Source organism: Streptomyces virginiae (assembly GCF_040638905.1).
GTDB lineage: Bacteria > Actinomycetota > Actinomycetes > Streptomycetales > Streptomycetaceae > Streptomyces > Streptomyces virginiae_B.
The window spans coordinates 30,296-55,630 of sequence record NZ_JBEZYV010000014.1; the positions used below are offsets into that span (position 1 = coordinate 30,296).

Consider the following 25,335-nt stretch of genomic DNA (forward strand, 5'->3'; position numbering starts at 1 on the left):
TCCGGAGACTCAGTGCCCCCTCGGGGAGGGGCCGGGCCGGGCCCTGCGAGGGCCCGGCGGGGGGACTCAGACCTGGGCGCCGGAGAGGCGCTCGACGGCGCGCAGCAGGGCCGAGTGGTCCAGGCCGCCGTCACCCTGGGCGCGCAGGGAGGCGACCAGCTGGGCGACGACCGCGCCGACCGGGAGGGCCGCACCGACGTTGCGGGCGGCGTCGGTGACGATGCCCATGTCCTTGTGGTGCAGGTCGATCCGGAAGCCGGGCTTGAAGTCGCGGTTCAGGAAGTTGTCCTTCTTGCGGGTCAGGACCGTGGAGCCGGCCAGACCGCCATTGAGGACGTCGAGGGCGGCCTGGAGGTCCACGCCCGACTTCTCGAGGAAGACGACGGCCTCGGCGCACGCCTGGATGTTCACCGCGACGATGAGCTGGTTGGCGGCCTTCACCGTCTGGCCGGAGCCGTGCGGGCCGCACAGGACGATGGTCTTGCCGAGGGCCTCGAGGATCGGCAGGGCCGCGTCGAAGTCGGCCTTCTCGCCACCCACCATGATCGACAGGACGGCCTCGATGGCGCCGGCCTCGCCGCCGGACACCGGGGCGTCGAGGACGCGGATGCCCTTCTCGGCGGCGTTCTTCGCCAGGTCCACGGAGGTCTGCGGGGTGATCGAGGACATGTCGACGATCAGCGCGCCGGACCTGGCGTTCTCGAGGATGCCCTCGGGACCGTAGTTGATGGCCTCGACCTGGGGGGAGGCGGGCACCATCGTGATGATCACGTCGGCGTCCTTGACGGCCTCGGCGATCGAGTTGGCCGCGTTGCCGCCGGCGGCCGCCAGGCGGTCAAGCTTGTCCTGCTCCAGGGTGAAGCCGGTGACCGAGTAGCCGGCCTTCAGGAGGTTCTCGGCCATGGGGGAGCCCATGATTCCGAGACCGATCCAGGCAATCTTCGGGAGCGCAGCGGGGTTGCTCATGATGAGGGTCCTTCTCTTAATGCTTCGTACGAAAAGTGCGTGAGGTGCCTGGCTGATCGCCCGGACTTGGTCCTCCTACTTGGCGGCGCGGGCCTCGGCCGGCAGCCATGCGAAGGAGGCGGCAGCGTCGGCGGCCTTGTACTCGAGGCCTACGTAGCCCTCGTATCCGGCCTTCTTCAGCTGGTCGAGCAGCTCCTCCAGGGGCAGCTCGCCGGTCCCCGGGGCACCTCGTCCCGGCTTGTCCGCGATCTGGACGTGCCCGGTCTTGGCGGCGTACTTTTCGATGACCTCGGAGAGGTCCTCATCGTTCATCGCCAGGTGGTACAGGTCGAGCAGGAACTTGGCGTTGCCGAGACCGGTGGCCTCGTTCACCTTGTCCACCACCTCGATGCCGGCCGGGGCGCTCACCAGCGGGTAGAGCGGCGACTCGGGCTTGTTGAGGGTCTCGATCAGGAGGACCGCACCCACGCGGTCGGCGGCCTGTGCGGCCACGACCAGGTTCTTGAGGGCCAGCTCGTCCTGCACGGCCGGGTCCACGCCTTCGACGCGGTTGCCGTAGAGGGCGTTCAGCGCCTTGCAGCCGACCGAGGCGGCGAAGTCCGCGGCCACGTTGATGTTGGCGTTGAAGCGGTCCGACTCCTCACCGGGTACCGAGACCGCGCCGCGGTCCGGGCCCGGCAGCCGGCCGGCGTAGAAGTTCAGGCCCACCAGCTGGGTGCCGGCGTCCTCAAGGGCTTTCTTGAGGGCGTCGAGCTCCTCCTGAGCGGGGGTGGGGGTCTCGATCCAGGGCCACCACAGCTCGACCGCCGTGAAGCCCGCCGCGGCGGCGGCCGCGGGGCGCTCCAGGAGCGGGAGTTCCGTGAAGAGGATCGACAGGTTCACATCGAAGCGCTGGTCCGTGTATCCCATGAGGGGTGTGCGCTCCTTCCGTATTGCGGAAGTTATTTTCTGCTTGATGGAAGACTGCATGGGGTTCCGCGCGGATGTCAAGTGCGGACTCCCGAAAAATCGAGACAGCGCGGTAGCTTGACCGCGTGCGATTGAGAGTGGAGTTCACGACCGAGCCCTTCGATCTCGAAGAGGCCCCCGACCACGCCGTGGCGGCCCGCGAGGTCATCCAGAAGGCCCAGCTGGAGGCGGTGGACGTCGGCCCGTTCGGCAACACGGCGGAGGGTGAGGCCGACCGGGTGCTGTCCGCGGTGACCGCGCTGCTGCGCGACTCCCTGGAGGCCGGGGCCACGCGCGTCACCCTCCAGGTCAACGTGATCGGCGAGGAGACGCCATGACCGAGCCCCGCGACCACCCGTTCGTCACCGCGGTCAAGCCGCTCGTGGACGCCATGGGCGGCGAACTGATGGACCCGGCCCAGGCCACGCCCGACGACGTCGTGCTCAGCTGGGAGGGTCAGGACCTGCTCGCGGTGCGCCTGCCCCAACTCTCGGACTCGCTGGACCACATCCTCGCCGCGCTGGAGCGCCGGCACGGCGTACCGTTGTCACAGCTCGACCGGAAGTCCAAGCAGGACGTCGTGCGGATACTGGAGGCGCGCGGCGCCTTCTCCGTCCGGCACGGTGTGGAGACGGTCGCGGGCGCCCTGGGGGTCAGCCGCTTCACGGTTTACAACTACCTGAACAGGGAAAATCCCAGCAAAAACAGCCAAGCGTAAACATCTTCTGACCCACAGTGACGAGCCGTCGCCCAATTCACCCGGGCGGCGGCTTTTGTGTACGGGAAGTTTCAACAAAGTGTTGACGCCGTGTGGTGGAGAGCGTTAGCTATGCGCAGCCCGTCAAAGCAACAACAGGCCACGGAGGCCTACCGTGACTTCGAGTCCGACCCCGGGTCTCACCCGGATCAACACCTTGGAAGACCGTGCGGCCACGGCCGAACTGCACGAGGTGTGCGCCAGCTCGGCGTGGGGGAGCAAGATGCTCGCCCAGCGCCCCTTCGCCACCGCGGAATCCCTGTTCGCCGCGAACGAGACCGCCATGGCGGAGCTCACCGCGGAGGACCTGGCCGAAGCGATGGCAGGCCACGCGCCGATCGGCCGACCGAAGCCGGGAGACCCGACCTCCGCCCGCGAGCAGCGCGGTATGGCCGGTGCCTCCGAGGAGCTCAAGAACGAACTCCTCGAACTGAACCTGGCCTACCAGGAGAAGTTCGGCCACGTCTTCCTCATCTGCGCCACCGGTGCGACCGGTGAGTTCATGCGGGACGCGGTCAAGGTCCGGATCGGCAACTCGCCGGAGCAGGAGCGGGAAACCGCCCGCGGCGAGCTCGTCAAGATCAACCGGATCCGCCTGACCCGCCTCGTAGAAGGAGAGTGAGACCGACCATGAGCACCGAGACCACCGCGTCGGTGTCCACGCACATCCTGGACACCAGCATCGGCAAGCCCGCCGAGGGCGTCGCCGTCTCCCTGTCGGCCCGTGCGGGACTCGACGGGGAGTGGGCGGCCCTGGGCGGATCCGCCACCGATGCGGACGGGCGCTGCAAGGACCTGCCGGCGCTGCCGGAGGGCACCACCCACGTACGTCTCGACTTCGAGACCGAGACGTACTTCTCAAAGAAGCAAGCCGAGGCGCAGCAGGACGCCCCCCGCGTAAGGGACAGCGCTACGTTCTTCCCCGAGGTCACCATCACGTTCGCGGTGCACCCGGGCGAGCACTACCACGTACCGCTGCTGCTCAACCCGTTCGGCTACTCCGTTTACCGAGGGAGCTAGCATGGCCACGATTCTGGGCCAGAACCAGTACGGCAAAGCAGAGAACCGCGTCGTCAAGATCACGCGGGACGGCGACACCCACCACATCAAGGACCTGAACGTCTCGGTCGCCCTCTCCGGCGACATGGACGACGTCCACTACTCCGGCTCGAACGCCAACGTCCTGCCGACGGACACCACCAAGAACACGGTGTACGCGTTCGCCAAGGAGTACGGCATCGAGTCCGCCGAGCAGTTCGGCATCCACCTGGCGCGCTGGTTCGTGAACAGCCAGGAGCCGATCCAGCGCGCGCGCATCCGCATCGAGGAGTACGGCTGGGACCGGATCGCCACGTCCGACGCCAACTCCAAGTTCATCGGCGCCGACGAGGTGAAGCACTCCTTCGTCCGCCAGGGCCAGGAGACCCGCGTCACCCAGATCACGTACGACGGCCAGAACTGGGAGGTCATCTCCGGCCTCAAGGACCTGGTCGTCATGAACTCCACGAACTCCGAGTTCTGGGGTTACGTGAAGGACAAGTACACGACTCTGCAGGAGGCTTACGACCGCATCCTGGCCACCCAGGTGTCGAGCCGCTGGCGCTTCAACTGGTCGGACGACGAGCAGCGGATGCCCAACTGGGAGAAGTCCTACGCCGAGACCCGCAAGCACATGCTGCAGGCCTTCGCGGAGACCTACTCCCTGTCGCTGCAGCAGACGCTGTACCAGATGGGTTCGCGCATCATCAACCACCGTTCGGAGATCGACGAGGTCCGCTTCTCGCTCCCGAACAAGCACCACTTCCTCGTCGACCTGGAGCCCTTCGGCCTCAAGAACGACAACGAGGTGTACTTCGCCGCGGACCGTCCGTACGGTCTGATCGAGGCCACGATCCTGCGGGACGGCGCCGACGCGCGCATCCCGGTGGACATGACCAACCTCTAAGAGCGCGGCACGCGCGTCCCGGGGCTCCCCGCAGTGGCCCCGGGACCGCGCGACACGACCCAACTTCCTGAATCGGCACCCGGACGCACCACACGGGGCGGCAGTACTGTCAGCTGCCAAGGCCCCGGCTCCGGCACTCAAATCCCCTGGGTCCTGCCGTGCCCGCACCGCCACTGAAAGCACGAGGAAGTCCCATGGCAGCATCGGCAGCCCATGACAGCGCCGTCGAGCGCATCGTCATCGAGAACTGTGCGATCGCGACCGTCGACGCCAATGACACCGAGTACGCCTCGGGCCACATCGTCGTCGCAGGCAACAAAATCGAGTTCATCGGTGCGGGCAAGGCCCCCGAGAACCTCGAGAACGTGGTCCGCCGGATCGACGGCACCGGGCACCTCGTGACCCCCGGTCTGGTCAACACGCACCACCACTTCTACCAGTGGATCACGCGTGGCCTGGCCACCGACCACAACCTCTTCAACTGGCTCGTCGCCCTGTACCCGACGTGGGCGCGCATCGACGAGCAGATGACGTACACGGCCGCGCAGGGCTCCCTCGCCGCGATGGCCAAGGGCGGTGTGACCACCGCGATGGACCACCACTACGTCTTCCCCAAGGGCTCCGGCGACCTCTCCGGCTCGATCATCCGCGCCGCGTCCGAGATGGGCGTCCGCTTCACCCTCGCCCGGGGCTCCATGGACCGCAGCGAGAAGGACGGCGGCCTGCCGCCGGACCACGCCGTCGAGACCCTCGAAGGCGCGCTGGCCGACACCGAGGCGACGGTCAAGAAGTTCCACGACGCCTCCTTCGACTCGATGACCCAGGTCGCCGTCGCCCCCTGCTCCCCCTTCTCGGTCTCCACCGAGCTGCTCAAGCAGGGCGCCGAGCTGGCCCGCCGCCTCGGTGTGCGCATGCACACCCACGGCAGCGAGACCGTCGAGGAGGAGAAGTTCTGCCACGAGCTCTTCGGCATGGGCCCCACCGACTACTTCGAGTCGACCGGCTGGCTCGGCGAGGACGTGTGGATGGCGCACAGCGTCCACATGAACGACTCCGACATCGCCGCGTTCGCCCGCACCAGGACCGGTGTCGCGCACTGCCCGTCCTCCAACGCCCGTCTGGCCGCCGGCATCGCCCGCGTCCCGGACATGCTGGCCGCCGGCGTCCCGGTCGGCCTCGGCGTGGACGGCACCGCCTCCAACGAGTCCGGTGAGCTCCACACCGAACTGCGCAACGCGCTGCTGATCAACCGTCTGAACCCGGTGCACCGGGAGGCCGCGCTCAACGCCCGCCAGGCCCTGCGCCTCGGCACCTACGGCGGCGCCCAGGTCCTCGGCCGCGCCGACAACATCGGTTCGCTGGAGGTCGGCAAGTGCGCCGACCTGGTCCTGTGGAACCTGAACACCTTCCTGCACTCCTCGATCGCCGACCCGGTGACCGCCCTGGTCTTCGGTGCGGCCGCCCCGGTGACGGCCTCGTTCGTCAACGGCAAGCAGATCGTGGAGAACAACCGGCTGCTCTTCGCCGACGAGGACGCCATCGCGGTGTCCACGCGGGAAGAGGCCCAGCGCCTCGCGCGGCTCTCCGCGCAGGCCTGATCTCCGCCCAGCCACCACCGCTGGGAGGGGCCCCAGAAGTCCGGCCGGGGGGGACGGCCTCCGGCCGGCGGCCGCGGACCCGAGCGGGGTCCGCGGCAGCCGTTCCCGGGGTAGCGCCCGAGGTGATCCGAGGGCGCCCCCGGGGGCGGTGACTCGTGCCACTGCGCTCCCGCGCGCATCGCGCCATGGCCACTGCACCTCCAGCCCCACGGCTGGGACCACAGCGGAACCGGTTTTGGGCGAATCGTTTCTGCACCCCTTGGGACATGCAGTCGCACCACCCACAACTCCATACAGGCTCGACTTGCACTCCTTTCGCACCACCTCCAAGACACCCACGTCCCTGCCGACGTGTTACCCGACCGGAGGAAGCCGTGGCCGCAATGCCCAGGTTTCGCAAAGACGCAGTCGCAGTACCGCAGGTCTCCGCGGAGAAACACCCGGTCGACGAGACCCTGCCTCCGCTGAAAATGTTCACCAGCGGTCTCCAGCACGTGGCCGCCATGTACGCGGGTGTCGTCGCCCCGCCCATGATCGTCGGCCCTGCCGTGGGGCTCTCCGCCACCGAGACCGCCTTCCTGATGGGCGCCTCGCTCTTCACGGCCGGCCTGGCCACCCTCCTCCAGACCCTCGGCTTCTGGAAGATCGGCGCCAAACTCCCCTTCGTGAACGGCGTTTCCTTCGCCGGAGTGACCCCGATGATCGCGATAGGGAAGGGGGAGGGTGCGGACGCCCTCCCCGTCATCTTCGGGGCGATCATCGTCGCCGGGGTCATCGGCTTCCTGGCCGCCCCGTACTTCGGCAAGCTCGTCCGCTTCTTCCCGCCCGTCGTCACGGGCACGGTCATCACCCTGATCGGCGTCTCGCTCCTGCCCGTCGCCTTCAACTGGTCGCAGGGCGGCAACCGCACCGCCGCCGACTACGGCTCGATGCAGAACATCGGCATGGCCGCCGTCACCCTGGTGATCGTCCTGCTCATGCGCAAGTTCCTGCGCGGCTTCCTCCAGCAGATCTCCATCCTGCTCGGCCTGGTCGCGGGCACGCTCATCGCCCTGCCGCTCGGCATGACGAGCTTCGACGCCGTCAGGAACGCGTCCCTGGTGGGCTTCCCCACCCCGTTCCACTTCGGCGCCCCGCAGTTCCAGGTCGCCGCGATCATCTCCATGTGCATCGTCATGCTCGTCTGCATGACCGAGTCCACCGCGGACATCCTGGCACTGGGCAAGATCGTCGGGCGGCCGGCGGACGAGAAGGCCATCGCGGGAGGCCTGCGCGCCGACACCCTCGGCAGCGCGGTCAGCCCGCTCTTCAACGGGTTCATGTGCAGCGCCTTCGCCCAGAACATCGGCCTGGTCGCCATGACCAAGGTGCGCAGCCGCTTCGTCGTCGCCGCGGGCGGCGGCATCCTGATCCTGCTGGGCCTGTGTCCGATGGCGGCCTCCGTCATCGGAGTGGTCCCGCTGCCCGTCCTCGGCGGCGCCGGCATCGTCCTGTTCGGTTCGGTGGCCGCCAGCGGCATCCAGACCCTGGCCGGGGCGGCCATGGAGAAGGGCGAGAACGCCCTGATCGTCGCCGCCTCCGTGGGCATCGGCCTGATCCCGATCGCCGCGCCGGACTTCTACCACGCCTTCCCGAAGGACCTGCTGGTCGTCCTCGACTCCGGCATCAGCACCGGCTGCGTGGTGGCCATCGTGCTGAACCTGGCCTTCAACCACCTCGGAGCCAGGAAGGGCGCGGCCTCGGGGGCCGCACCCGAACCGGTGCCGGTGCACTGACCGGCCCGAGGGAGCACGGCGGTGGCTCGCCACCCACTGCGGGTGTGGCGAGCGCACCGCCGTGTCCGGGTACGGGCGGACCGCCGTGCGCCCGTACGTCCGGTGACGGCGTGCCGGGTCAGGGCCGCCAGAGCATCAGGTTGCTCATCAGGTCGGCCTGCTCGATCGCGTCGTCGAGTGCGTGGTGCGTGTGGCGCCGCCGGGACAGCAGTTCACGGGGCATCCGCCCCTTGACGGCTGCCCGCAGCGGCACCCGCGCCTTCGTCGCGTAGAGGGTCTTCATGTCGAGGCAGCCGGAGTGGCCGAAGGGGCTGTCCCCGCCGAACCGGATGAGGTACCAGTACAGGAACGTCCAGTCGAAGGACGCCGGGTAGCCGCACATCACCGGCTGGGCACCCTCGGACACCTTCCGCACCCACGCCCGGAACTCGTCCATCGCCGCGACCGGATCGGCGCCCTCCCGGACCAGCCGGTCGCGGTCGAGCCCGCTGACGGCCAGCGCCTCGGGCACGTAGGCGTCGCTGATCGGCCGCAACTCCCGGTAGAAGGTGAGTTCTTCCGGGTCGGCGGCGGTATACGCGTGCCCGTCCTGCCGGCCGGCGACCGCGGCCCCGAAGCTGATCATCGAATACGGTCCTGGAATGGGTCCGTCGGCCTCGATGTCGACGGAGATGTAGAGGCTGGGACGTACGGTGCGGGCTGCCATGCGCGAGAGCATGCCAGCCCGTACCGCTGTCGATCATCCGGTTTTCGCGGCCGGGCCCTTGGAGCGCGGACCTCAAGGGCGCGGACCTCAGAGCGCGGAGGTCAGGGCGCGGAGGTCAGGAACATGCCGGTGTGATCGCCGCCCGCCGAGTTCTTGCAGCTGGAGGCGGAGGCCGCGGGCTGCGCCACGGCCAGGGCCAGGCAGCGGCCGGCGGCCAGCTGGCCGTAGTAGTTGGGGTGCATGGACTCCTGGACCAGTCCCTGCGACTCGTTGTTGTCGATCCAGCGCGCCCACTCGCTCGTCGTCGCCGAGGCAGGAACGGTGGAGCTCACCAGCTTGCTCGACTTCGCGCACACCTCGCGGCCCTGGAGCATGTCCCGCAGGTCCAGGAACTGCACGCCCTTGGCGGCGGCGACCCCCTTGATGCGGTTCGCGATCTGCGGCACGAGGGAGTCGCGCGCCCAGTCCGAGTCCCGGTTCCAGAAGGGGCAGCCGCCCGTGTTGAGCCGGCTCCAGTCGCTCTGCGTGTACCGGTTCTCGGCGCCGCGCGGGATCGGCGACGGGTAGGACTGGAGCACGATCCGGTAGGAGGAGTCGGCGTAGCCGGCCGCACGCATCACGGCCCGGACCTCGTCGACCGACTTGCCGACGTCCGCCATGACGGCGTCGATCTTCTGGTCGACGCCGTACTGCTGGTCGTCGTAGCAGTACGAGTTCCAGATGACGAAGTCGAGGGCGCAGTCCTTGATGATGTCGGCGAAGCCCAGGTCGTTGCCGCCGATGGACAGGGCGATGACCTTGACGTTGTGGCTCGCGGCCACCGCGGCCAGCTGATCGGCCTGTGGGGCTTCGCCCTTGTAGGAGACGCCGCCGTTGGAGGCGCGGAACACATTCTGCGAGACGGCCCCGGAACAGGCGAGGTTCACTGCGACGTCGGCGATCGCCCCGGCGCTGCGCACCTCGGCCGAGTCGGACCGGTGGCAGCCTCCGGCCGTGGCCCCGTAGACCTTGGCGGGGTCGTAGGTGCTGCCGCTGACCCAGCCCCGGTCGGTGCCGTTGCGGCTGCCGGTGTTGGTCAGGCTGTTGCCCTTCCAGCGCCCGCCCTCACCGGAGATGTAGCTGTCGCCCATGGACACCACGGCGGTGGGCCCGGTCCCGGGGGCGGCGGCGGCGGTCCCGGGGCCGCCGGCCAGCAGCGCGCCGGCGGCGAGCGGCACGGTCACGGCGGCACAGGCCAGTCGTCGCACCCGGCTGGCGTCCCGGTCCTTGCTGACGTTGCGGAATCCGATCACTGCGGAACTCCTGCGTTCGGCCACGCCGAAGTCGGCAACGAGCGCATCGCCCGCGTTGCCGTTCGTGTGGCTGGGAAGTGGGGGTACCGCCGGCCGGTGGCATCGGAAAGGTGACACGGGCCCGCTTGTTACCGCTAGGTACGTGCAAGTTACGAACCAGTAACAACCGATCGGTCGTTCGGGCCCCAGCCCCTTGTGTGCAGGCCAACTCGCCTTCTGTGCCGCTCAGCTGACGGGCAGTCCGCAGATTGTGCACCCTGTGGAACGATGACCACTCTTCCGGGCGAGCGCAGGCACCGGGGAGGTGGCGGCCCCGCTGCTGCGCGGGGTGGTGGCCGGACGTACGGACCTGCTCGGCGCGCAGGCCCCGGAGACGCTGGAGGCGTGCCTTCTGCTGGGCGCCGTACTGCTGGAGTACGACGGGGCGGTGGAGCCCTCGCGCAGCTGGAGCCCCTCGAAGCCGCCCTCGACCGGGGCTGGATCCCGAACCGGCGGCCGCCGGATCACGCCCGGGCGCTCATCGAGAACGCGCGGCTGCGTGTGAAGCGCAAGCGCTGACCGAGGGTGGCGAGGGTGGTGAGGGTGGCGGGGGTGGCGGACACGGCTCCGCCCCCGTGCCGTGGGCAGCGGGGGCGGAGCCGGCCGGGTCGGGCCGCTGTGCGTGTCGGCCGGATCCGGGGTGTCAGCCGACGAGCTGGTCGTATGCGGGGAGCGTGAGGAAGTCCGCGTAGTCGGCGTCCAGGGAGACCTTGAGGAAGAGGTCGTGGGCCTGCTGCCACTTGCCGGCCGCGAAGGCCTCCTCGCCGACCTCGGCGCGCAGGGCGGTCAGTTCCTCGGCCGCCATCTCGCGGGTCAGCTCGGCGGTGGCCCTCTCGCCGTTCTCGAAGACGACGCCGGCGTTGATCCACTGCCAGATCTGAGAGCGGGAGATCTCGGCGGTGGCCGCGTCCTCCATCAGGCCGAAGATGCCGACGGCGCCGAGGCCGCGCAGCCAGGCCTCGATGTAGCGGATGCCGACCTGGACCGCGTTGCGCAGGCCCTCGTACGTCGGCTTCGCGTCGAGGGAGTCGATCGCGATGAGCTCGCCCGGGGCCACCGAGACGTCCTCGCGCAGCCGGTCCTTCTGGTTGGGCTTGTCGCCGAGGACGGCGTCGAAGGAGGCCATGGCGATCGGGACGAGGTCGGGGTGGGCGACCCAGGAGCCGTCGAAGCCGTCGCCCGCCTCGCGGTCCTTGTCGGCCTTGACCTTCGCGAAGGCGACCTTGTTGGCCTCGGCGTCCTTGCGGGACGGGATGAAGGCCGCCATGCCGCCGATGGCGTGGGCGCCGCGCTTGTGGCAGGTGCGGACCAGCAGTTCGGTGTAGGCCCGCATGAAGGGCGCGGTCATCGTCACCGCGTTGCGGTCCGGCAGGACGAACTTCTCGCCGCCGTCGCGGAAGTTCTTCACGATGGAGAAGAGGTAGTCCCAGCGGCCCGCGTTCAGGCCCGCCGCGTGGTCGCGCAGCTCGTAGAGGATCTCGTCCATCTCGTACGCGGCGGTGATCGTCTCGATCAGGACGGTCGCGCGGACGCTGCCCTGCGGGATGCCGACGTAGTCCTGGGCGAAGACGAAGATGTCGTTCCAGAGGCGCGCCTCCAGGTGCGACTCCGTCTTCGGGAGGTAGAAGTACGGGCCCTTGCCGAGGTCGATCAGGCGCTTGGCGTTGTGGAAGAAGTACAGGCCGAAGTCGACGAGCGAGCCGGAGGCCGGGCCGCCCTCGAACTGCAGGTGGCGCTCCTCCAGGTGCCAGCCGCGCGGGCGCATGACGACGGTCGCGAGCTCCTCGGCGGCCTTGAGGGCGTACGACTTGCCGGTGCGGGCGTCGGTGAAGTCGATGCGGCGCTCGTAGGCGTCGATCAGGTTGAGCTGGCCGAGGACGACGTTCTCCCAGGTGGGAGCCGAGGCGTCCTCGAAGTCGGCGAGCCAGACCTTGGCGCCCGAGTTCAGGGCGTTGATGGTCATCTTCCGGTCCGTCGGACCGGTGATCTCCACACGGCGGTCGTTCAGCGCGGCCGGGGCCGGCGCCACCTTCCAGTCGCCCTCGCGGACCTGTGCGGTGTCCGGGAGGAAGTCGAGGGTGGAGGTCCGGGCGATCTCGGCACGGCGCTCGCCGCGGCGGGCGAGGAGCTCGGCGCGGCGGGGGGCGAACCGCCGGTGGAGCTCGGCCACGAAGGCGAGGGCCGCTTCGGTGAGGACTTCGTCCTGCCGCGGCAGGGGCTCGGCATCGACGATGGCCAGCGGGGACGGCGCTGGTGCGGACATAACTGTCACTCCTTCAGCGGCGGTGCCTGGCGGCCGCGGGGAATGCTCGCGCGAGACGGCACGCAGTGCCGTCGGGTGTGGAGAGTTCCGAAATACGGTCGCGGGCGCCGTCTGTGGGTTCAGGGCGCTTCTGACCAGTGGATAGTAATTTCCTCATGGTGGAAGTTCAATGGTTTGTTGACGTCGAGATTCTCTGAGTCGACAGATTCCACTTTTCGGTGGCCCTCAGTGCCACTGCCGTCACGCGGTGCTCAGACGAGTCGTGCCAGGTCGGGCGGCGTGTCGATGTCGAAGGCCTCCGCGACGTCCGAGCACTCCACCAGCATGAGCTCTCCGGCGTGGCGCGCCAGGTGGACCCGCGCGCCCTTGTCGCCGGTCGACGTCGCCGCGATGTCCTCCCACCGGTCCGCGCCGAACAGCACCGGATGCCCGCGCTCCCCGCCGTACGCCGCCGCCACCAGGCTCGCGCGGGAGCGGTAGGCCTCCCGGACCCGGGCCACCGCCGCCGGGCCGATGCCCGGTTGGTCCACCAGGGAGACCAGGGCCGCACCCGCGCCCGTGCCGGCCAGGGAGGCGAGGCCGACCCTCAGCGAGGAACCCATCCCCTCAGCCCAGTCCGGGTTGTCCACGACCACGCAGCCGCTCAGATCGGCGCGCTCGCGGACCTCGGCCGCCGAGGCGCCGAGGACCACGTGCACCGGACCGCAGCCCGCCTCCCGCAGCACCCGCACGGCGTTCTCCACCAGCGGGCGGCCGCGGTAGGGCAGCAGTGCCTTGGGCCGGCCGCCCAGCCGGCGGCCGCCGCCGGCGGCCAGGAGCAGTCCCGCGATCACGGGTGAATCGGAGTGCGGGTCGTCGGAGTGCGTGTTGGCCGGCATGCCACCGATTCTCGCTCCTGCGTGCGGTCCTGCGGCCGCCGCGCCAGGGTGCGCCGTACGGAGGCCAGCGCCGCCCCGATCCGCAGCGGACGGGCGATCCGGTTCTCGGCGGCGGCCAGCAGGGCACGTTCGTCACGGTCGGTCAGCATCTCGGCGTCTCCTTGCCAATCGGGGGCCAATACCGCGAGTCTGGTCCTCGATTGGTCTGGCCGTCAGAGCCAATCAGGGGAGGTTGGCATGGCGAACGGGCGAGTGGTCCAGACAGCGGACAGAACCATCGGCAGCCGCCAGCTCGCCGCGCTGCTCCCTGCCGAGGTGCTGGCCCGCCCCGGCTACCGGGCGCTCGCCGACGCCGTCCGCACCCTGATCCTCGACGGCCGGATAGCCCTGCACGTGCGGCTGCCCGCCGAACGCGAACTCGCCGAAGCCGTCGGTGCCAGCCGGGCCACCGTCACCGGCGCCTACGACCTGCTGCGTGAGAGCGGCTACGTCCGCAGCCGGCGCGGCTCCGGCACCTGGACCGAGCTTCCCGAAGGCCACCGCCCCGTCGGCGCCCACGCCCTCCTCGGCGCCGGCGGCTACAGCGCCGACGGCGATCCCGGCATCGACCTGGCCATCGCCGCCATGGGCGCCCCCGACGGCACCCTCGCCGACGCCCTCACCTGGGCCGCACCACGGCTGCCCGACGCCGCCCGCACCCCCGGCTACCACCCGTTCGGCCTGCCGGACCTGCGCACCGCCGTCGCCGAACGCTTCACCCGGCGAGGCCTGCCCACCCGCCCCGAGCAGATCCTCGTCACCTCCGGCGCCCAGCAGGCCTTCGCCCTGGTCGTCAGCCTGCTCTGCCGCGCCGGCGACCGGGTCGTCACCGAGAACCCCACCTACGCCAACGCCTTGGACGCCCTGCGCCACGCCCGCCTGCGCACCGGGTCGATCGCCGTCTCCGACACCGGGTGGGACATGGAGATCGCCGAGTCCACACTGCGCCAGACCGTGCCGAGGCTGGCGTACGTGATCCCCGACTTCCACAACCCGACGGGCGCGCTCATGCCCGACGAGGAGCGGCTGCGGCTGCTCGCGGCGACCCGGCGCACCGGAACCTGGCTGGTCGTCGACGAGACCATCGCCGACATAGCCCTGGACGTCCCCGCCCCCGCCCCCCTTGCATCCCTGGCCCCGCGCGGCGGCGCGGACCACGTGGTGACCATCGGCTCGCTCAGCAAGACCCACTGGGGCGGCCTGCGCGTCGGCTGGGTCCGTGCCACCGCGAAGATGATCACCGAGCTGACGGCCGTACGGGTCTCCGCCGACATGACCGGCTCCGTCCTCGACCAGCTCGTCGCGCTCCCGCTGCTGGACGGCATGGAACGCACCCTGCCCGCACGGCTCGCCGAGCTGCGGAGCCGGCGCGCGGCCCTGGTGGCCTCCCTCCAGCGGCACACGCCCGAATGGACCTGGCAGATACCGCCGGGCGGCCTCTCGCTCTGGGTCGACCTCGGGGAACCGGTCAGCTCCGCCCTGGCCGAACGGGCCGCGGCCGCCGGAGTGCACATCGGCCGCGGCGCCCGCTTCGGCGTGGACCCGGGCACCTTCGAACACCGCCTCCGCATCCCGTACACCCTCCCCGCCGACCGCCTGGACGAGGGCGTACGCCGCCTCGCGACCGCCTTCCACGACGGCGTCCCGCTGCCCCCGTCGGTGGACCGGCCGTACTGGGTGGCCTAGGGAGTGGCGTCGGCCGCCCGAAGGGCGGGGCGTGCGTGCCAGGCCCCGCCCGCCAGGCGGGACTTTGACGACACGACCCAAGGGCTGTCCCGGGACAGCCCTTGGCGCCCGTCCCGCCGGTCCCGCGGCGGCCGGCCTGTCAGCCGACGCCGAGGGCCACCAGGCAGGTGTCGTCCTCGTGCTCGTCGGACGCGTACGCGTACGCGTCCAGGATCCGAGCAAGGGTGTCCTGCGGACCGAACCCGTCGCACCGCGCCAGCACCTTGCGCAAGCTGTCGACGCTGTCGGCGATGTCCTCGCCCCGGCGCTCCACCATGCCGTCCGTGTAGAGCAGCAGGAGGTCACCCGGGCGGAGGTCCGTGGTCGCGGTCCCGTACTCGGGCCCGGGCAGGAGCCCGAAGAGCGGACCGCGGTGCTCCGTGTCCAGCACCGAGGCGGCGCCGTCCCGCCGGCACGGGACGTCAGGCCTCCCCGGCCGCGTCACGGCGTACGGATCAGGCGGCGGGTGGCGGCCGCCGCCACCGCCGCCGTGCGGGATTCGACGCCCAGCTTCGCGTAGACGTGGACCAGGTGGGACTTGACCGTGGCCTGGCTGAGGAAGAGCCGCTTGGCGATCTGCTGGTTCGACAGGCCGTCCGCCACCAGCTGCAGCACCTCCAGCTCCCGCTTCGTCAGCGCCTCCGCCGGCGTCCGCATCCGGTCCATCAGGCGCAGGGCCACCGCCGGGGCCAGTGCCGACCGGCCCGCGGCGGCCGTGCGCACGGCCGCCGCCAGCTCCTCCGGCGGAGCGTCCTTCAGCAGGTAGCCCGAGGCGCCCGCCTCCACCGCCGCGAGGATGTCCGCGTCCGTGTCGTAGGTGGTCAGTACCAGCACCCGGGGGGCGCCGGTGCGGGCCGTGATCAGGGCCGTCGCCTCGGAGCCGTGCATACCGGTCCCGAACTGCAGGTCCATCAGCACCACGTCCACCGGTTCCTCGGCGGCCAGCTCCACCGCCCGCTCGGCGGTCGCCGCCTCGGCCACCACCGCGAAGTCCGCTTCGGTGTCCAGCACCGCGCGCAGGCCCGCCCGGACCACGGGGTGGTCGTCGGCGAGCAGGAGACGGACGGTCACAGGGCCTCCACGGCTTCCGTGTACTCCAGGTGTTCCAGCGGCAGCGGCAGGGTCACGGCCACGGCGGTGCCCTGGCCCGGGCCGGACTCCACGGTGAACAGCCCGCCCAGCGTCTCCGCGCGCGAGCGCATCGCCGGCAGCCCGAAGCCCCCGTCGGCGGAGCCGGAACCCGGCGCCCCCGACGACGGGTCGAAGCCGTCGCCGTCGTCGACCACGTCCAGTGTCACCGAGGCGTCCATGAAGGTCAGCGTGATCTCGGCGCGCCCGGCCCGGGCGTGCCGCACCACGTTGGCCAGCGCCGACTGGGCGATCCGCAGCAGCGCCACCTCGTACGGTGTGGGCAGAACCCGGGGCCGGCCGCTCAGCGAGAACCGGACCCGCGGCCCCGGCACCGCCGCGCACAGCCGCTCCAGCGCCGCGGCGAGCGAGCCGTGCTCCAGGTCCGGCGGCGTGAGGGCCCGTACGAAGCGACGCGCCTCGGCGAGGTTGTCCTGCGCGGCCTCCCGGGCCCGCGCGATGTGCGGCAGGGCCGGGGCCCCCTCGGGCAGCGCCCGCTCGGCGGCCCGCAGCAGCAACTGGATGGAGGACAGGCCCTGCGCGAGCGTGTCGTGGATCTCCCGGGCCAGGCGCTCCCGCTCGGCCAGGATCCCGGCGCCGCGTTCGGCCGCGGCCAGCTCGGCCCGCGTCGTGATGAGTTCCTCGATCAGCTCCCGGCGGCGTTCGCTCTCGCGGTACAGCGCCTGGTAGCCCAGAACGGTCGCGACGGCCACGGCCCCGCCCAGCAGCGGCCCCAGGAAGGCCCCCGGGGTCACCGCGCCGCTGTGCGCCAGGAAGCCGCCGATGGCGGCGCAGGCCGTCACCGCGACGGCCGCGACACCCCAGCGCAGCCGCAGCAGGTGCAGTTCCAGGAAATACAGCGGGAACGCGGTCCACAGCCCGTCGGGGGAGACCGCCAGCAGCCCGGCCCAGGCCGCGCCGAGCCCGGCCAGCCACAGCGCGCCCGCCCGCTGCGAGCGGTGCACGGCGGGCGCCCGTACGCCGGCCGCGTACACGGCTACGAGCAGGGCGCAGGCGGCGACCACCCAGCCGGCCCGGGGCGCGGCATCGGCGACGGCCCGGCCGGCGGACAGTGCGAGCAGCCCGAGGAACAGGGCGTGCAGGCACAGCTTCAGGACCTTCGACACGGGAGTCAGGGACCGGGCGGCGGCGGGCGGGGCAGGGGGCGCGCAGGAGCCGGGCGGGGCGGGGGGAGCGGCAGCAGTCATGTTCCGACCAGCGTAGAGCGGTCCGGGACGGCCCCGGTCAATCGAAAGTTCGATGTCCGGGTCCGCCCTTCGACACGAGGGTCCATCCTGCGGCGCGATGCCCTCTGTGCACGGCAAAGACCAAGGTGGGGGCATGTTCGTCGCATGGAGAGATCTACGGTTCGCCAAGGGCCGCTTCGCCCTGATGGGCTCGGTCGTGCTGCTGATCACGCTGCTGGTCGGCCTGCTGTCAGGGCTCACCGCCGGCCTGGCCCGGGAGAACGTCTCGGCCGTCACCGGCCTGCCCGCCTCGCACCTGGCCTTCGCCGCGCCCGCCGGGGACCAGAAGGTGTCCTTCACCGACTCGCAGGTGCCCCGGTCCGCGTGGCTGGCCTGGCGGGCGCAGCCCGGGGTGCGGTCGGCGGAGCCCCTCGGCATCCGCACCACCAACGCCGTCTCGGGTGAGCGCACCGCGGCGGTCTCGGCCTTCGGCGTGGACCCGGCCGGCGGGCTCGCCCCGAGGGACGCCGGCCTCGCACAGGGCCGGGTGGTCCTCGCCGAGAAGGCGGCGAAGGAGCTGGGCGGGCTCACCGCCGGAGCCGGGCTCAGGATCGGCCCGCTGGAGCTGACCGTCGCCGCCGTCGCCGGCACCGCCGCCCACAGCCACACCCCGGTCGTCTGGATGGACCTCGACGACTGGCAGCGCATCGGCAACCCCGGCACCGGCGTCGACACCCTCGCCACCGTCGTCGCCGTCTCCGGCAGCGGCCTGGACCTCGCCGCCGCCGACCGGGCCGCGGCCACCCGGGCGCAGACCGTCGACGAGGCCTTGGGCGCCATAGGCTCCTACCAGGCCGAGAACGGCTCGCTCCAGCTGATGCGCGGCTTCCTCTTCGCCATCTCGGCCCTGGTCATAGGGGCCTTCTTCACGGTGTGGACCATCCAGCGCAGCGCGGACATCGCCGTCCTGAAGGCCCTGGGCGCCTCCACCCCGTACCTGCTGCGCGACGCCCTCGGGCAGGCCGTGGTGATGCTCGCCATCGGCACCGGGCTGGGCACCGCGCTCGCCGCCGGCCTCGGCGCGCTGGTCGGCGGCGGAATCGGCGGCGACGTGCCCTTCGTCCTCGACACCGCCACGGTGCTCGTCCCCGCCGCGATCATGATCGCGCTCGGTGCGCTGGGTGCGGCCCTGTCCATCCGGCGGATCACCGCCGTCGACCCCCTGACCGCCCTCGGGAGCGCCCCATGACCCTCCTCGTCCACGACGCCACGCTCACCTACCCCGACGGGGAGGGCCGGCTCACCGCCCTGGACGCGGTCGGCCTGGAGGTGCCCGCCGGAACCCTGACGGCGGTCATCGGCCCCTCCGGCTCCGGCAAGTCCTCCCTGCTCGCGGTGGCCGCCACCCTCGTCACCCCGGACCGGGGCCGGGTCGTCGTCGCGGGTGAGGACACCACGCGGCTCGGCCCCGCAGAGAAGTCGGCCCTGCGGCGGGACAAGATCGGCATCGTCTTCCAGCAGCCGAACCTGCTGGCCTCGCTGACCGCCGCCGAGCAGCTCCAGGTCATGGCGCACGTCGCGGGCCGGCGCGCGAAGGCCCTGCGCCGGCGGGCGCTGGAGCTGCTGGACGCGGTGGGGCTGGCCGACAAGGCCGACAAGCGTCCCCACCAGCTATCCGGCGGCCAGCGTCAGCGCGTCAACATCGCCCGGGCGCTGATGAACGAGCCCGCCGTACTGCTGGTCGACGAGCCCACCAGCGCCCTCGACCACGAGCGCGGCGCGGCCGTGCTGGACCTGCTGGTCACCCTGACGCGCGAGCGGTCCACGGCCACCGTGCTGGTCACCCACGACCACGCCCACCTGGAGCGGATGGACCGTACGGTGACGATGGCCGACGGCCGGCTGACGGCCCGGGGGGTGCTGCGGACGCCCTGATCGGCGGGCGGGCAAGGGCCGCCGCGGGTACGGCCAGGCTTCGCCGCGGGCACGGGAAGGCCCGCCGCGGGCACGGCAAGGCCCCGGTCTCCCTCGCTCCGAGGGACACCGGGGCCTTTCGTGCCTTTGGCCTGCTTGCGTCGTACTGCCTACGCCGGGCTCTGGTTGGCCAGCGCCACCGACAGCTCGTCGGCGACGTTCTTGAGGATCGGGACGAAGGACTCGGCCACGGCCTCGGTGACGCGGCCGGCCGGGCCGGAGATGGAGATCGCGGCGGCGGTCGGCGAGTTCGGCACCGACACGGCGAGGCAGCGGACTCCTATCTCCTGCTCGTTGTCGTCGACCGCGTAGCCCACCCTGCGGACCTGCTCCAGCGCCTCCAGGAAGCCCTCGGGCGTGGTGATGGTCTTCTCGGTCGCCGCCGGCATGCCGGTGCGCGCGAGGAGGGCCCGTACCTCGTCGGCCGGGGTGTGGGCGAGCAGGGCCTTGCCCACACCGGTGGAGTGCGGCAGCACCCGGCGGCCGACTTCGGTGAACATGCGCATCGAGTGCTTCGACGGCACCTGGGCGACGTAGACGATCTCGTCCCCGTCGAGCAGGGCCATGTTCGCCGTCTCGCCGGTCTCCTCGACCAGACGGGCGAGGTAGGGGCGGGCCCAGGTCCCCAGGAGGCGCGACGCGGACTCGCCGAGGCGGATCAGGCGGGGGCCGAGGGAGTACCGTCGGTTGGGCTGCTGGCGTACGTACCCGCAGGCCACCAGCGTGCGCATCAGGCGGTGGATCGTGGGCAGAGGCAGACCGCTGGCGGCGGAGAGTTCGCTCAGGCCGACCTCGCCCCCCGCGTCGGCCATACGTTCGAGCAGATCGAAGGCGCGCTCAAGGGACTGGACGCCACCGCTGGCGGCAGGGGTCTTTGAGGAAGCGTCGGTGGTGCTGGCGCTGGACGTCGGCACGGCGCGGTCCTTTCGGTGCTGGCAGGCAAGGGAGCAGCCTACCCGGCGGCCGGCGTCGGCCCTAGTGCTGGGGTCGGGGCCGTCGCCGCCGGTCAGAGGTGGTTTGTCCTGGTGGTGGACGTCCTCCGGAAGTTATCCGCCCACGTCCCGGTGGTGGTAGTTACATTCTGTATGGCGAAATCTTAATTCCATCCTGTGGAAACCTCCAATTGCGGTGGCGGTGTGTCAGCGGTCCGTCCGGGCGCTCTTGACTGGGTACGGATCGCCGTGAAGACTCCGTCAACAGAACGTTGAATTTCGCTCTGTGGAAGTAGATGGGGAGGTTCCGGTGGCCGACGCGGCTGTGGAACTGGTACTGCGCTCGACGCGCGTCATCACCCCCGAGGGGACGCGCGCCGCCTCGGTCGCCGTCGCCGGCGGGAAGATCGCGGCTGTGCTGGCACACGACGCCGAGGTACCGGCCGGAGCCCGGCTGGAGGACTTCGGCGACGACGTCCTGCTCCCCGGACTGGTCGACACCCACGTCCACGTGAACGACCCGGGCCGCACCGAGTGGGAGGGCTTCTGGACGGCGACCCGCGCCGCCGCGGCCGGCGGCATCACCACCATCCTCGACATGCCGCTCAACTCCCTCCCGCCGACCACCACCGTCGACAACCTGCGCGTCAAGCAGGAGGTCGCCCGTGCCAAGGCGCACGTGGACGTCGGCTTCTGGGGCGGCGCCCTCCCGGACAACGTCAAGGACCTGGCCCCGCTGCACGACGCGGGCGTCTACGGCTTCAAGTGCTTCCTTTCGCCCTCGGGCGTGGACGAGTTCCCCGAGCTCGACCAGGAGCAGCTCGCCACCTCGCTGGCCGAGATCACCGGCTTCGGCGGCCTGCTGATCGTGCACGCCGAGGACCCGCACCACCTCGACGCCGCCCCCGTGGTCCCGGGCCCCAAGTACGCCGACTTCCTGGCCTCCCGGCCGCGCGACGCCGAGAACACCGCCATCGGCAACCTGATCGCCCAGGCGAAGCGGCTGGACGCGCGCGTCCACGTACTGCACCTGTCGTCCTCGGACGCGCTGCCGCTGATCGCCGCCGCCAAGGCCGAGGGCGTCAAGATCACCGTCGAGTCCTGCCCGCACTACCTCACCCTCACCGCGGAGGAAGTGCCGGACGGCGCGAGCGAGTTCAAGTGCTGCCCGCCCATCCGCGAGGCCGCCAACCAGGACCTCCTGTGGGACGCGCTCGCGGACGGCACCATCGACTGCATCGTCTCCGACCACTCGCCCTCCACCGCGGACCTGAAGACCAGCGACTTCTCCACCGCCTGGGGCGGCATCTCCTCCCTCCAGCTGGGCCTGCCCGCCATCTGGACCGAGGCGCGCCGCCGGGGCCGGACGCTGGAGGACGTCGTCCGCTGGATGTCCGCCGCCCCGGCCGCCCTCGCCGGGCTGGGGCAGAAGGGCGCGATCGAGGCCGGCCGCGACGCCGACTTCGCCGTACTCGCCCCCGAAGAAACGTTCACTGTGGACCCGGCCGAACTCCACCACCGCAACCAGGTCACGGCGTACGCGGGCAAGACCCTGCACGGCGTCGTGAAGTCCACCTGGCTGCGCGGCACGCAGATCGCCGACCACGGCACCCCGACCGAGCCCACGGGCCTCCTCCTCGAAAGGCAGAACTGACCAGTGGCGATTGAATCCTTCACCGGCAACGCGAACCCGTACGGGGGCGGCGACCCGTACGCGGACTACCGCACCGCGGACTTCCCCTTCACGCAGTACGCGAACCTCGCCGCCCGTGAGCTGGGCGCCGGTGTCATCGCCGCCAACGACGAGTTCTTCGCCCAGCGGGAGAACCTGCTGATCTCCGAGGCCGCGCACTTCGACCCCGAGGACTTCGGCCACAAGGGCAAGGTCATGGACGGCTGGGAGACCCGCCGCCGCCGCGGCGTCTGCGCCACCCAGCCCTGGCCCACCCCCGAGGACCACGACTGGGCCCTCGTACGCCTCGGCGCCCCCGGCGTCATCCGCGGCATCGTCGTCGACACCGCCCACTTCCGCGGCAACATGCCGCAGGCCGTCTCCATCGAGGCCACCAACTGGGAGGGCGCGCTCGCGCCGACCCCGGAGGAGCTCCAGGGCGACGACGTGAAGTGGACGACCCTCGTACCCCGCACGGCGGTCGGCGGCCACGCCGCCAACGGCTTCGAGGTCGACGTCGAGCAGCGCTTCACCCACCTGCGCGTCAACCAGCACCCCGACGGCGGCATCGCCCGCCTGCGCGTCCACGGCGAGGTCCTGCCCGACCCCAAGTGGCTCGCCGCGCTCGGCTCCTTCGACGTGGTGGCCCTGGAGAACGGCGGCTCCGTCCAGGACGCCTCCAACCGCTTCTACTCCCCGCCGACCAACACCATCAACCCGGGCCGCTCCCGCAAGATGGACGACGGCTGGGAGACCGCCCGCCGCCGCGACAACGGCAACGACTGGATCCGCTACCAGCTCGTCACCGAGTCCGAGATCCGCGCCGTCGAGATCGACACCGCCTACCTCAAGGGCAACTCGGCCGGCTGGGCCTCGCTGTCGGTGAAGACGGGCGAGGAGGGCGAGTGGCAGGAGTTCCTGCCGCGCACCCGCCTGCAGCCCGACACCAACCACCGGTTCGTGCTGGACACCCCGGCGGTGGGCACGCACGTGCGCATCGACATCTACCCGGACGGCGGCTTCTCCCGCCTGCGCCTCTTCGGTTCCCTGACGGAGGCCGGCGCGGCCGCGCTGACCGCCCGCCACCAGGAACTGGGCGGCTGACCCGCACCGTGACCGCCCCGGGGGCCGACACCCCCGGGGCCCGCACGTCGCGGCCGCTTCACCGCCCTGACCCGTCATTTGTTCCTGAGACCGGGTGGCGACCGTCTCCTATGCTCTGACCGTGGACGGAAACCAGGGCCTGACGGCATTGGTCGAATCGGCCTGGGCGGAGCTGAACGGCTCCGATGCGGGCCGTCGGGACCTTTGCCTCGATCTCGTCAGCGACGTCCTGGAGACGGGCCGCCTGACGCCGGATGACGCCGAGGGGGCCGTCGAGCGCCTGGTCGCGGTCGCGCTGTCTGATGAGGGCTACCCGGTGCGGGAGTCCGCGCTGCACGCAGCCTGCACCGCCTCCACGCACTACGAGATTCCCTACCGGGTGGTGGAGCCGCTCGCCGTCGGTGCGGACAACTTCGAACCCTTGCTCCTGGCCTACGTCCTGGCAGTCCTCGGTTCGACTCACGACCAGGCAGCACTGCCGATCGTCGAGCGGTTCCTTCGCCACCCCCATGCCGAGGTCCGCAGGGAAGCGGCAGATGCGGTGAACGAACTTCGTCGGAGCCAGCGGTTGACCGAGACAGCCCAGTAGCTGTGGGACTCGGCCGCAAGGCAATTGCATTGGCCCGGGAGGGCACCCTTGCGGTCCGGGACCGCTCAGGGGCTCAGGGCCCACCGGCGCGAGGTGTCCGGGTGTGGGGACCACCCGGTGCGGGCTCCCGGAGACCGGGGATCACCCCGGGGGTCCGGGCTCGCCCCGGGTCCGGGGTTTCACCCCGGCCCCCCGGCCCCCCGGACCCCCCGGCCCGGATCCGCCCGCACGCCCGGCGAGGGCTACGCGGCGTGGCCGCCGTCCACCGCGAACTCCGCACCCGTGACGTAGCCCGCGCCCGGCCCCGCGAGGAACGCCACCACGTCCGCGACCTCCCCCGCCTCACCGAACCGGCCCAGCGCCGTCATCGCCGCCTGCGGGCCCGCGTACGGCCCGTCGGCCGGATTCATGTCGGTGTCGACGGGCCCCGGATGCACCAGGTTCGCGGTGATCCCGCGCCCGCCGAGTTCCCGCGCCAGGGCCTTCGTCAGCCCGACCGTCGCCGCCTTGCTCATCGCGTACAGCACCCCGCCCGGCCCGGGCACCCGCTGCGCCATGCAGCTGCCGATGGTGATGATCCGCCCGCCCTCCCGCATGCGCGCCGCGGCGGCCTGGGCCGCGAGGAACGCGCCCCGCACATTGACGCCCAGCACCCGGTCGACATCGGTCAACTCGACGGCCTCCAGGGGTCCGACGGCCCCGACCCCGGCGTTGTTCACGAGCACGTCGAGCCGCCCGAACCGCCGTACGGTCTCCCCGACGGCGTTCGCGACCTCCGCCGCGTCCCCCGCGTCGGCCCGCAGCGCGACGCCCCGCCGCCCGAGCGCTTCCACCGCCTTGACCACCCGCGCCGCGGCCGCGGCATCGCTGACGTACGTGATAGCGACATCCGCCCCGTCCTCGGCGAGCCGCACGGCGACGGCCGCCCCGATCCCCCGGCTCCCCCCGGTCACCAGCGCCACCGCGTTCCTGTCCATGTTCCACGTCCTCGCATCGTTTGGTTGCCGGTTCAATCAAATAGCCCCCAGTCCTCCACCGCTGGCAGGAATCCGACCCGGCGCTCCCCGGCACACAAACGGGGTGGGGGTCATGCGTGGCGGCGCGATGAGTTGTGGTGGGGGCGGGAGTCTGAACCCGTAGACCGTTGAGACAGGAGCGCAGAGGTATGGCCGAGCTGACACTGACCACCTTCGTGACGCTGGACGGCGTGATGCAGGCGCCCGGCGGACCGGACGAGGACCGGAGCGACGGGTTCGAGTACGGCGGGTGGGCCGCGCCGTACGTCGACGAGGGGATGGGGGAGTTCATCACCGAGGTGTTCGGCCGGGCCGGGGCGTTCCTGCTCGGGCGGAAGACGTACGAGATCTTCGCGGGCTACTGGCCGGAGCACGACGACCCCGCCGACCCCGTGGCGGGCGGGCTGAACCGGCTGCCGAAGTACGTGGCCTCGACCACCCTCGAGGAGCCGGCCTGGGGGCCGGCCACCGTGATCGACGGGGAGCACCTGCAGAGCGAGATCGTCCGGGTCAAGGATGCGCTGGACGGGGGCGGAGAGCTCCAGGTGCACGGCAGCGGGCAGCTCGCGCAGTGGCTGCTCGCCCGGGACCTCGTCGACGAGATCAACCTGCTGGTCTTCCCCGTGGTGCTGGGAGCCGGGCGCCGGCTGTTCCCCACCGGCGGGCTGCCGACCGCCTACGCGCTGACGGCCTCCCGCACGACGCCCGTCGGGACGGCCATCCACACCTACCGGCCGACCGGACGGGCCTCCTTCGGCACCGTCGGCGCGTAGGGATCGGGTCCCCGCGCGCAGAGGTCCGC

27 protein-coding genes are annotated in these 25,335 nt (G+C 71.3%); 15 read left to right on the forward strand and 12 right to left on the reverse strand.

The window, feature by feature from the left end:
• Positions 1 to 66: 66 nt before the first annotated feature.
• Together AB0F82_RS20710 and AB0F82_RS20715 are read right to left on the reverse strand one after the other, a co-directional pair.
• Positions 67 to 966 (reverse strand): 2-hydroxy-3-oxopropionate reductase, encoded by a 900-nt coding sequence (locus AB0F82_RS20710; protein WP_362629741.1) that lies wholly within the window; start codon positions 964 to 966, stop codon positions 67 to 69.
• A 75-nt stretch (positions 967 to 1,041) separates the two neighbouring features.
• Complete coding sequence (locus tag AB0F82_RS20715; protein WP_362629744.1) at positions 1,042 to 1,875, reverse strand: TIM barrel protein; 834 nt, start codon at positions 1,873 to 1,875, stop codon at positions 1,042 to 1,044.
• Positions 1,876 to 2,000: 125 nt separating this feature from the next.
• Here AB0F82_RS20715 and AB0F82_RS20720 point away from each other — a divergent pair, with 125 nt between their 5' ends.
• The 7 genes from AB0F82_RS20720 to AB0F82_RS20750 all read left to right on the forward strand — a co-directional run bounded on the left by AB0F82_RS20720 (position 2,001) and on the right by AB0F82_RS20750 (position 7,989).
• A complete protein-coding gene (locus AB0F82_RS20720; RefSeq protein ID WP_078848537.1) occupies positions 2,001 to 2,252 on the forward strand; it encodes a thiamine-binding protein in 252 nt (83 codons plus the stop codon).
• On the forward strand, positions 2,249 to 2,632 hold the full coding sequence (locus AB0F82_RS20725; RefSeq protein WP_030822351.1) for a helix-turn-helix domain-containing protein: 384 nt from the start codon (positions 2,249 to 2,251) through the stop codon (positions 2,630 to 2,632). The genes AB0F82_RS20720 and AB0F82_RS20725 overlap by 4 nt, the downstream gene beginning before the upstream one ends.
• A gap of 154 nt (positions 2,633 to 2,786) precedes the next feature.
• Entirely contained in the window at positions 2,787 to 3,293 is a 507-nt protein-coding gene (uraD, locus tag AB0F82_RS20730) for a 2-oxo-4-hydroxy-4-carboxy-5-ureidoimidazoline decarboxylase (protein WP_362629748.1), read from the forward strand.
• 8 nt (positions 3,294 to 3,301) lie between these two features.
• Positions 3,302 to 3,691 (forward strand): hydroxyisourate hydrolase, encoded by a 390-nt coding sequence (uraH, locus tag AB0F82_RS20735; RefSeq protein WP_356813832.1) that lies wholly within the window; start codon positions 3,302 to 3,304, stop codon positions 3,689 to 3,691.
• A gap of 1 nt (position 3,692) precedes the next feature.
• On the forward strand, positions 3,693 to 4,616 hold the full coding sequence (pucL, locus tag AB0F82_RS20740) for a factor-independent urate hydroxylase (RefSeq protein ID WP_030822359.1): 924 nt from the start codon (positions 3,693 to 3,695) through the stop codon (positions 4,614 to 4,616).
• 194 nt (positions 4,617 to 4,810) lie between these two features.
• Entirely contained in the window at positions 4,811 to 6,214 is a 1,404-nt protein-coding gene (locus tag AB0F82_RS20745) for an 8-oxoguanine deaminase (RefSeq protein WP_362629752.1), read from the forward strand.
• Positions 6,215 to 6,588: 374 nt separating this feature from the next.
• The gene (locus AB0F82_RS20750) at positions 6,589 to 7,989 is read left to right on the forward strand and encodes a nucleobase:cation symporter-2 family protein (protein WP_436842120.1); all 1,401 of its coding nucleotides are present in this window, start codon (positions 6,589 to 6,591) and stop codon (positions 7,987 to 7,989) included.
• Positions 7,990 to 8,107: 118 nt separating this feature from the next.
• Here the strand turns inward: AB0F82_RS20750 and AB0F82_RS20755 are convergent, their stop codons facing one another.
• Both AB0F82_RS20755 and AB0F82_RS20760 read right to left on the reverse strand, forming a co-directional pair.
• Positions 8,108 to 8,695: a 3'-5' exonuclease gene (locus tag AB0F82_RS20755; RefSeq protein WP_356816003.1), complete on the reverse strand. Its 588-nt coding sequence runs from the start codon at positions 8,693 to 8,695 to the stop codon at positions 8,108 to 8,110.
• A 101-nt stretch (positions 8,696 to 8,796) separates the two neighbouring features.
• On the reverse strand, positions 8,797 to 9,987 hold the full coding sequence (locus tag AB0F82_RS20760; protein WP_362629758.1) for a hypothetical protein: 1,191 nt from the start codon (positions 9,985 to 9,987) through the stop codon (positions 8,797 to 8,799).
• A gap of 304 nt (positions 9,988 to 10,291) precedes the next feature.
• On the opposite strand from AB0F82_RS20760, the gene AB0F82_RS20765 reads away from it, so the two are divergent.
• Positions 10,292 to 10,531: a hypothetical protein gene (locus AB0F82_RS20765; protein WP_362629760.1), complete on the forward strand. Its 240-nt coding sequence runs from the start codon at positions 10,292 to 10,294 to the stop codon at positions 10,529 to 10,531.
• A 138-nt stretch (positions 10,532 to 10,669) separates the two neighbouring features.
• On the opposite strand, the gene aceB is transcribed toward AB0F82_RS20765, so the two are convergent.
• The 3 genes from aceB to AB0F82_RS20780 form a co-directional block, all read right to left on the reverse strand.
• The gene (gene aceB, locus AB0F82_RS20770; protein ID WP_362629763.1) at positions 10,670 to 12,289 is read right to left on the reverse strand and encodes a malate synthase A; all 1,620 of its coding nucleotides are present in this window, start codon (positions 12,287 to 12,289) and stop codon (positions 10,670 to 10,672) included.
• Between the two features lie 251 nt (positions 12,290 to 12,540).
• Positions 12,541 to 13,167 carry a nucleotidyltransferase family protein gene (locus AB0F82_RS20775; protein ID WP_362629766.1) on the reverse strand — a complete coding sequence of 209 codons (627 nt, stop codon included), beginning with the start codon at positions 13,165 to 13,167 and terminating at the stop codon, positions 12,541 to 12,543.
• The gene (locus AB0F82_RS20780; RefSeq protein ID WP_362629769.1) at positions 13,119 to 13,316 is read right to left on the reverse strand and encodes a hypothetical protein; all 198 of its coding nucleotides are present in this window, start codon (positions 13,314 to 13,316) and stop codon (positions 13,119 to 13,121) included. Before AB0F82_RS20780 ends, AB0F82_RS20775 begins: the two co-directional genes overlap by 49 nt.
• An 88-nt stretch (positions 13,317 to 13,404) precedes the next feature.
• Between AB0F82_RS20780 and AB0F82_RS20785 the strand changes: the two genes are divergently transcribed.
• A complete protein-coding gene (locus tag AB0F82_RS20785; RefSeq protein ID WP_356815601.1) occupies positions 13,405 to 14,892 on the forward strand; it encodes a PLP-dependent aminotransferase family protein in 1,488 nt (495 codons plus the stop codon).
• 139 nt (positions 14,893 to 15,031) lie between these two features.
• Here the strand turns inward: AB0F82_RS20785 and AB0F82_RS20790 are convergent, their stop codons facing one another.
• Genes AB0F82_RS20790 through AB0F82_RS20800 form a run of 3 tightly spaced genes read right to left on the reverse strand, consistent with a single transcriptional unit; the run spans position 15,032 to position 17,267 of the window.
• Positions 15,032 to 15,322, reverse strand: coding sequence for a SpoIIE family protein phosphatase (locus tag AB0F82_RS20790; protein WP_436842121.1), 291 nt, complete (start codon positions 15,320 to 15,322; stop codon positions 15,032 to 15,034).
• Between the two features lie 50 nt (positions 15,323 to 15,372).
• Positions 15,373 to 16,002: a response regulator transcription factor gene (locus tag AB0F82_RS20795; protein ID WP_362629775.1), complete on the reverse strand. Its 630-nt coding sequence runs from the start codon at positions 16,000 to 16,002 to the stop codon at positions 15,373 to 15,375.
• The gene (locus AB0F82_RS20800; protein ID WP_362629778.1) at positions 15,999 to 17,267 is read right to left on the reverse strand and encodes a sensor histidine kinase; all 1,269 of its coding nucleotides are present in this window, start codon (positions 17,265 to 17,267) and stop codon (positions 15,999 to 16,001) included. Before AB0F82_RS20800 ends, AB0F82_RS20795 begins: the two co-directional genes overlap by 4 nt.
• Before the next feature lie 133 nt (positions 17,268 to 17,400).
• Between AB0F82_RS20800 and AB0F82_RS20805 the strand changes: the two genes are divergently transcribed.
• Positions 17,401 to 18,495, forward strand: a complete 1,095-nt coding sequence (locus AB0F82_RS20805) for an ABC transporter permease (RefSeq protein ID WP_362629781.1) — start codon at positions 17,401 to 17,403, stop codon at positions 18,493 to 18,495.
• Entirely contained in the window at positions 18,492 to 19,181 is a 690-nt protein-coding gene (locus tag AB0F82_RS20810; protein ID WP_362629784.1) for an ABC transporter ATP-binding protein, read from the forward strand. Before AB0F82_RS20805 ends, AB0F82_RS20810 begins: the two co-directional genes overlap by 4 nt.
• 149 nt (positions 19,182 to 19,330) lie before the next feature.
• Here AB0F82_RS20810 and AB0F82_RS20815 read toward each other — a convergent pair whose 3' ends face one another.
• Positions 19,331 to 20,134, reverse strand: coding sequence for an IclR family transcriptional regulator (locus AB0F82_RS20815; protein ID WP_356815611.1), 804 nt, complete (start codon positions 20,132 to 20,134; stop codon positions 19,331 to 19,333).
• Positions 20,135 to 20,462: 328 nt separating this feature from the next.
• On the opposite strand from AB0F82_RS20815, the gene allB reads away from it, so the two are divergent.
• From allB to AB0F82_RS20830, 3 genes are all read left to right on the forward strand, one after another.
• Positions 20,463 to 21,806: an allantoinase AllB gene (gene allB, locus AB0F82_RS20820; protein ID WP_362629787.1), complete on the forward strand. Its 1,344-nt coding sequence runs from the start codon at positions 20,463 to 20,465 to the stop codon at positions 21,804 to 21,806.
• A gap of 3 nt (positions 21,807 to 21,809) precedes the next feature.
• The gene (gene alc, locus AB0F82_RS20825) at positions 21,810 to 22,928 is read left to right on the forward strand and encodes an allantoicase (protein ID WP_362629790.1); all 1,119 of its coding nucleotides are present in this window, start codon (positions 21,810 to 21,812) and stop codon (positions 22,926 to 22,928) included.
• Positions 22,929 to 23,049: 121 nt separating this feature from the next.
• Positions 23,050 to 23,517, forward strand: a complete 468-nt coding sequence (locus AB0F82_RS20830; protein ID WP_362629793.1) for a hypothetical protein — start codon at positions 23,050 to 23,052, stop codon at positions 23,515 to 23,517.
• A 242-nt stretch (positions 23,518 to 23,759) separates the two neighbouring features.
• Here the strand turns inward: AB0F82_RS20830 and AB0F82_RS20835 are convergent, their stop codons facing one another.
• A complete protein-coding gene (locus AB0F82_RS20835; RefSeq protein WP_362629795.1) occupies positions 23,760 to 24,494 on the reverse strand; it encodes an SDR family oxidoreductase in 735 nt (244 codons plus the stop codon).
• Between the two features lie 188 nt (positions 24,495 to 24,682).
• Here AB0F82_RS20835 and AB0F82_RS20840 point away from each other — a divergent pair, with 188 nt between their 5' ends.
• Positions 24,683 to 25,306 (forward strand): dihydrofolate reductase family protein, encoded by a 624-nt coding sequence (locus AB0F82_RS20840; protein WP_356811107.1) that lies wholly within the window; start codon positions 24,683 to 24,685, stop codon positions 25,304 to 25,306.
• Positions 25,307 to 25,335: the final 29 nt, after the last annotated feature.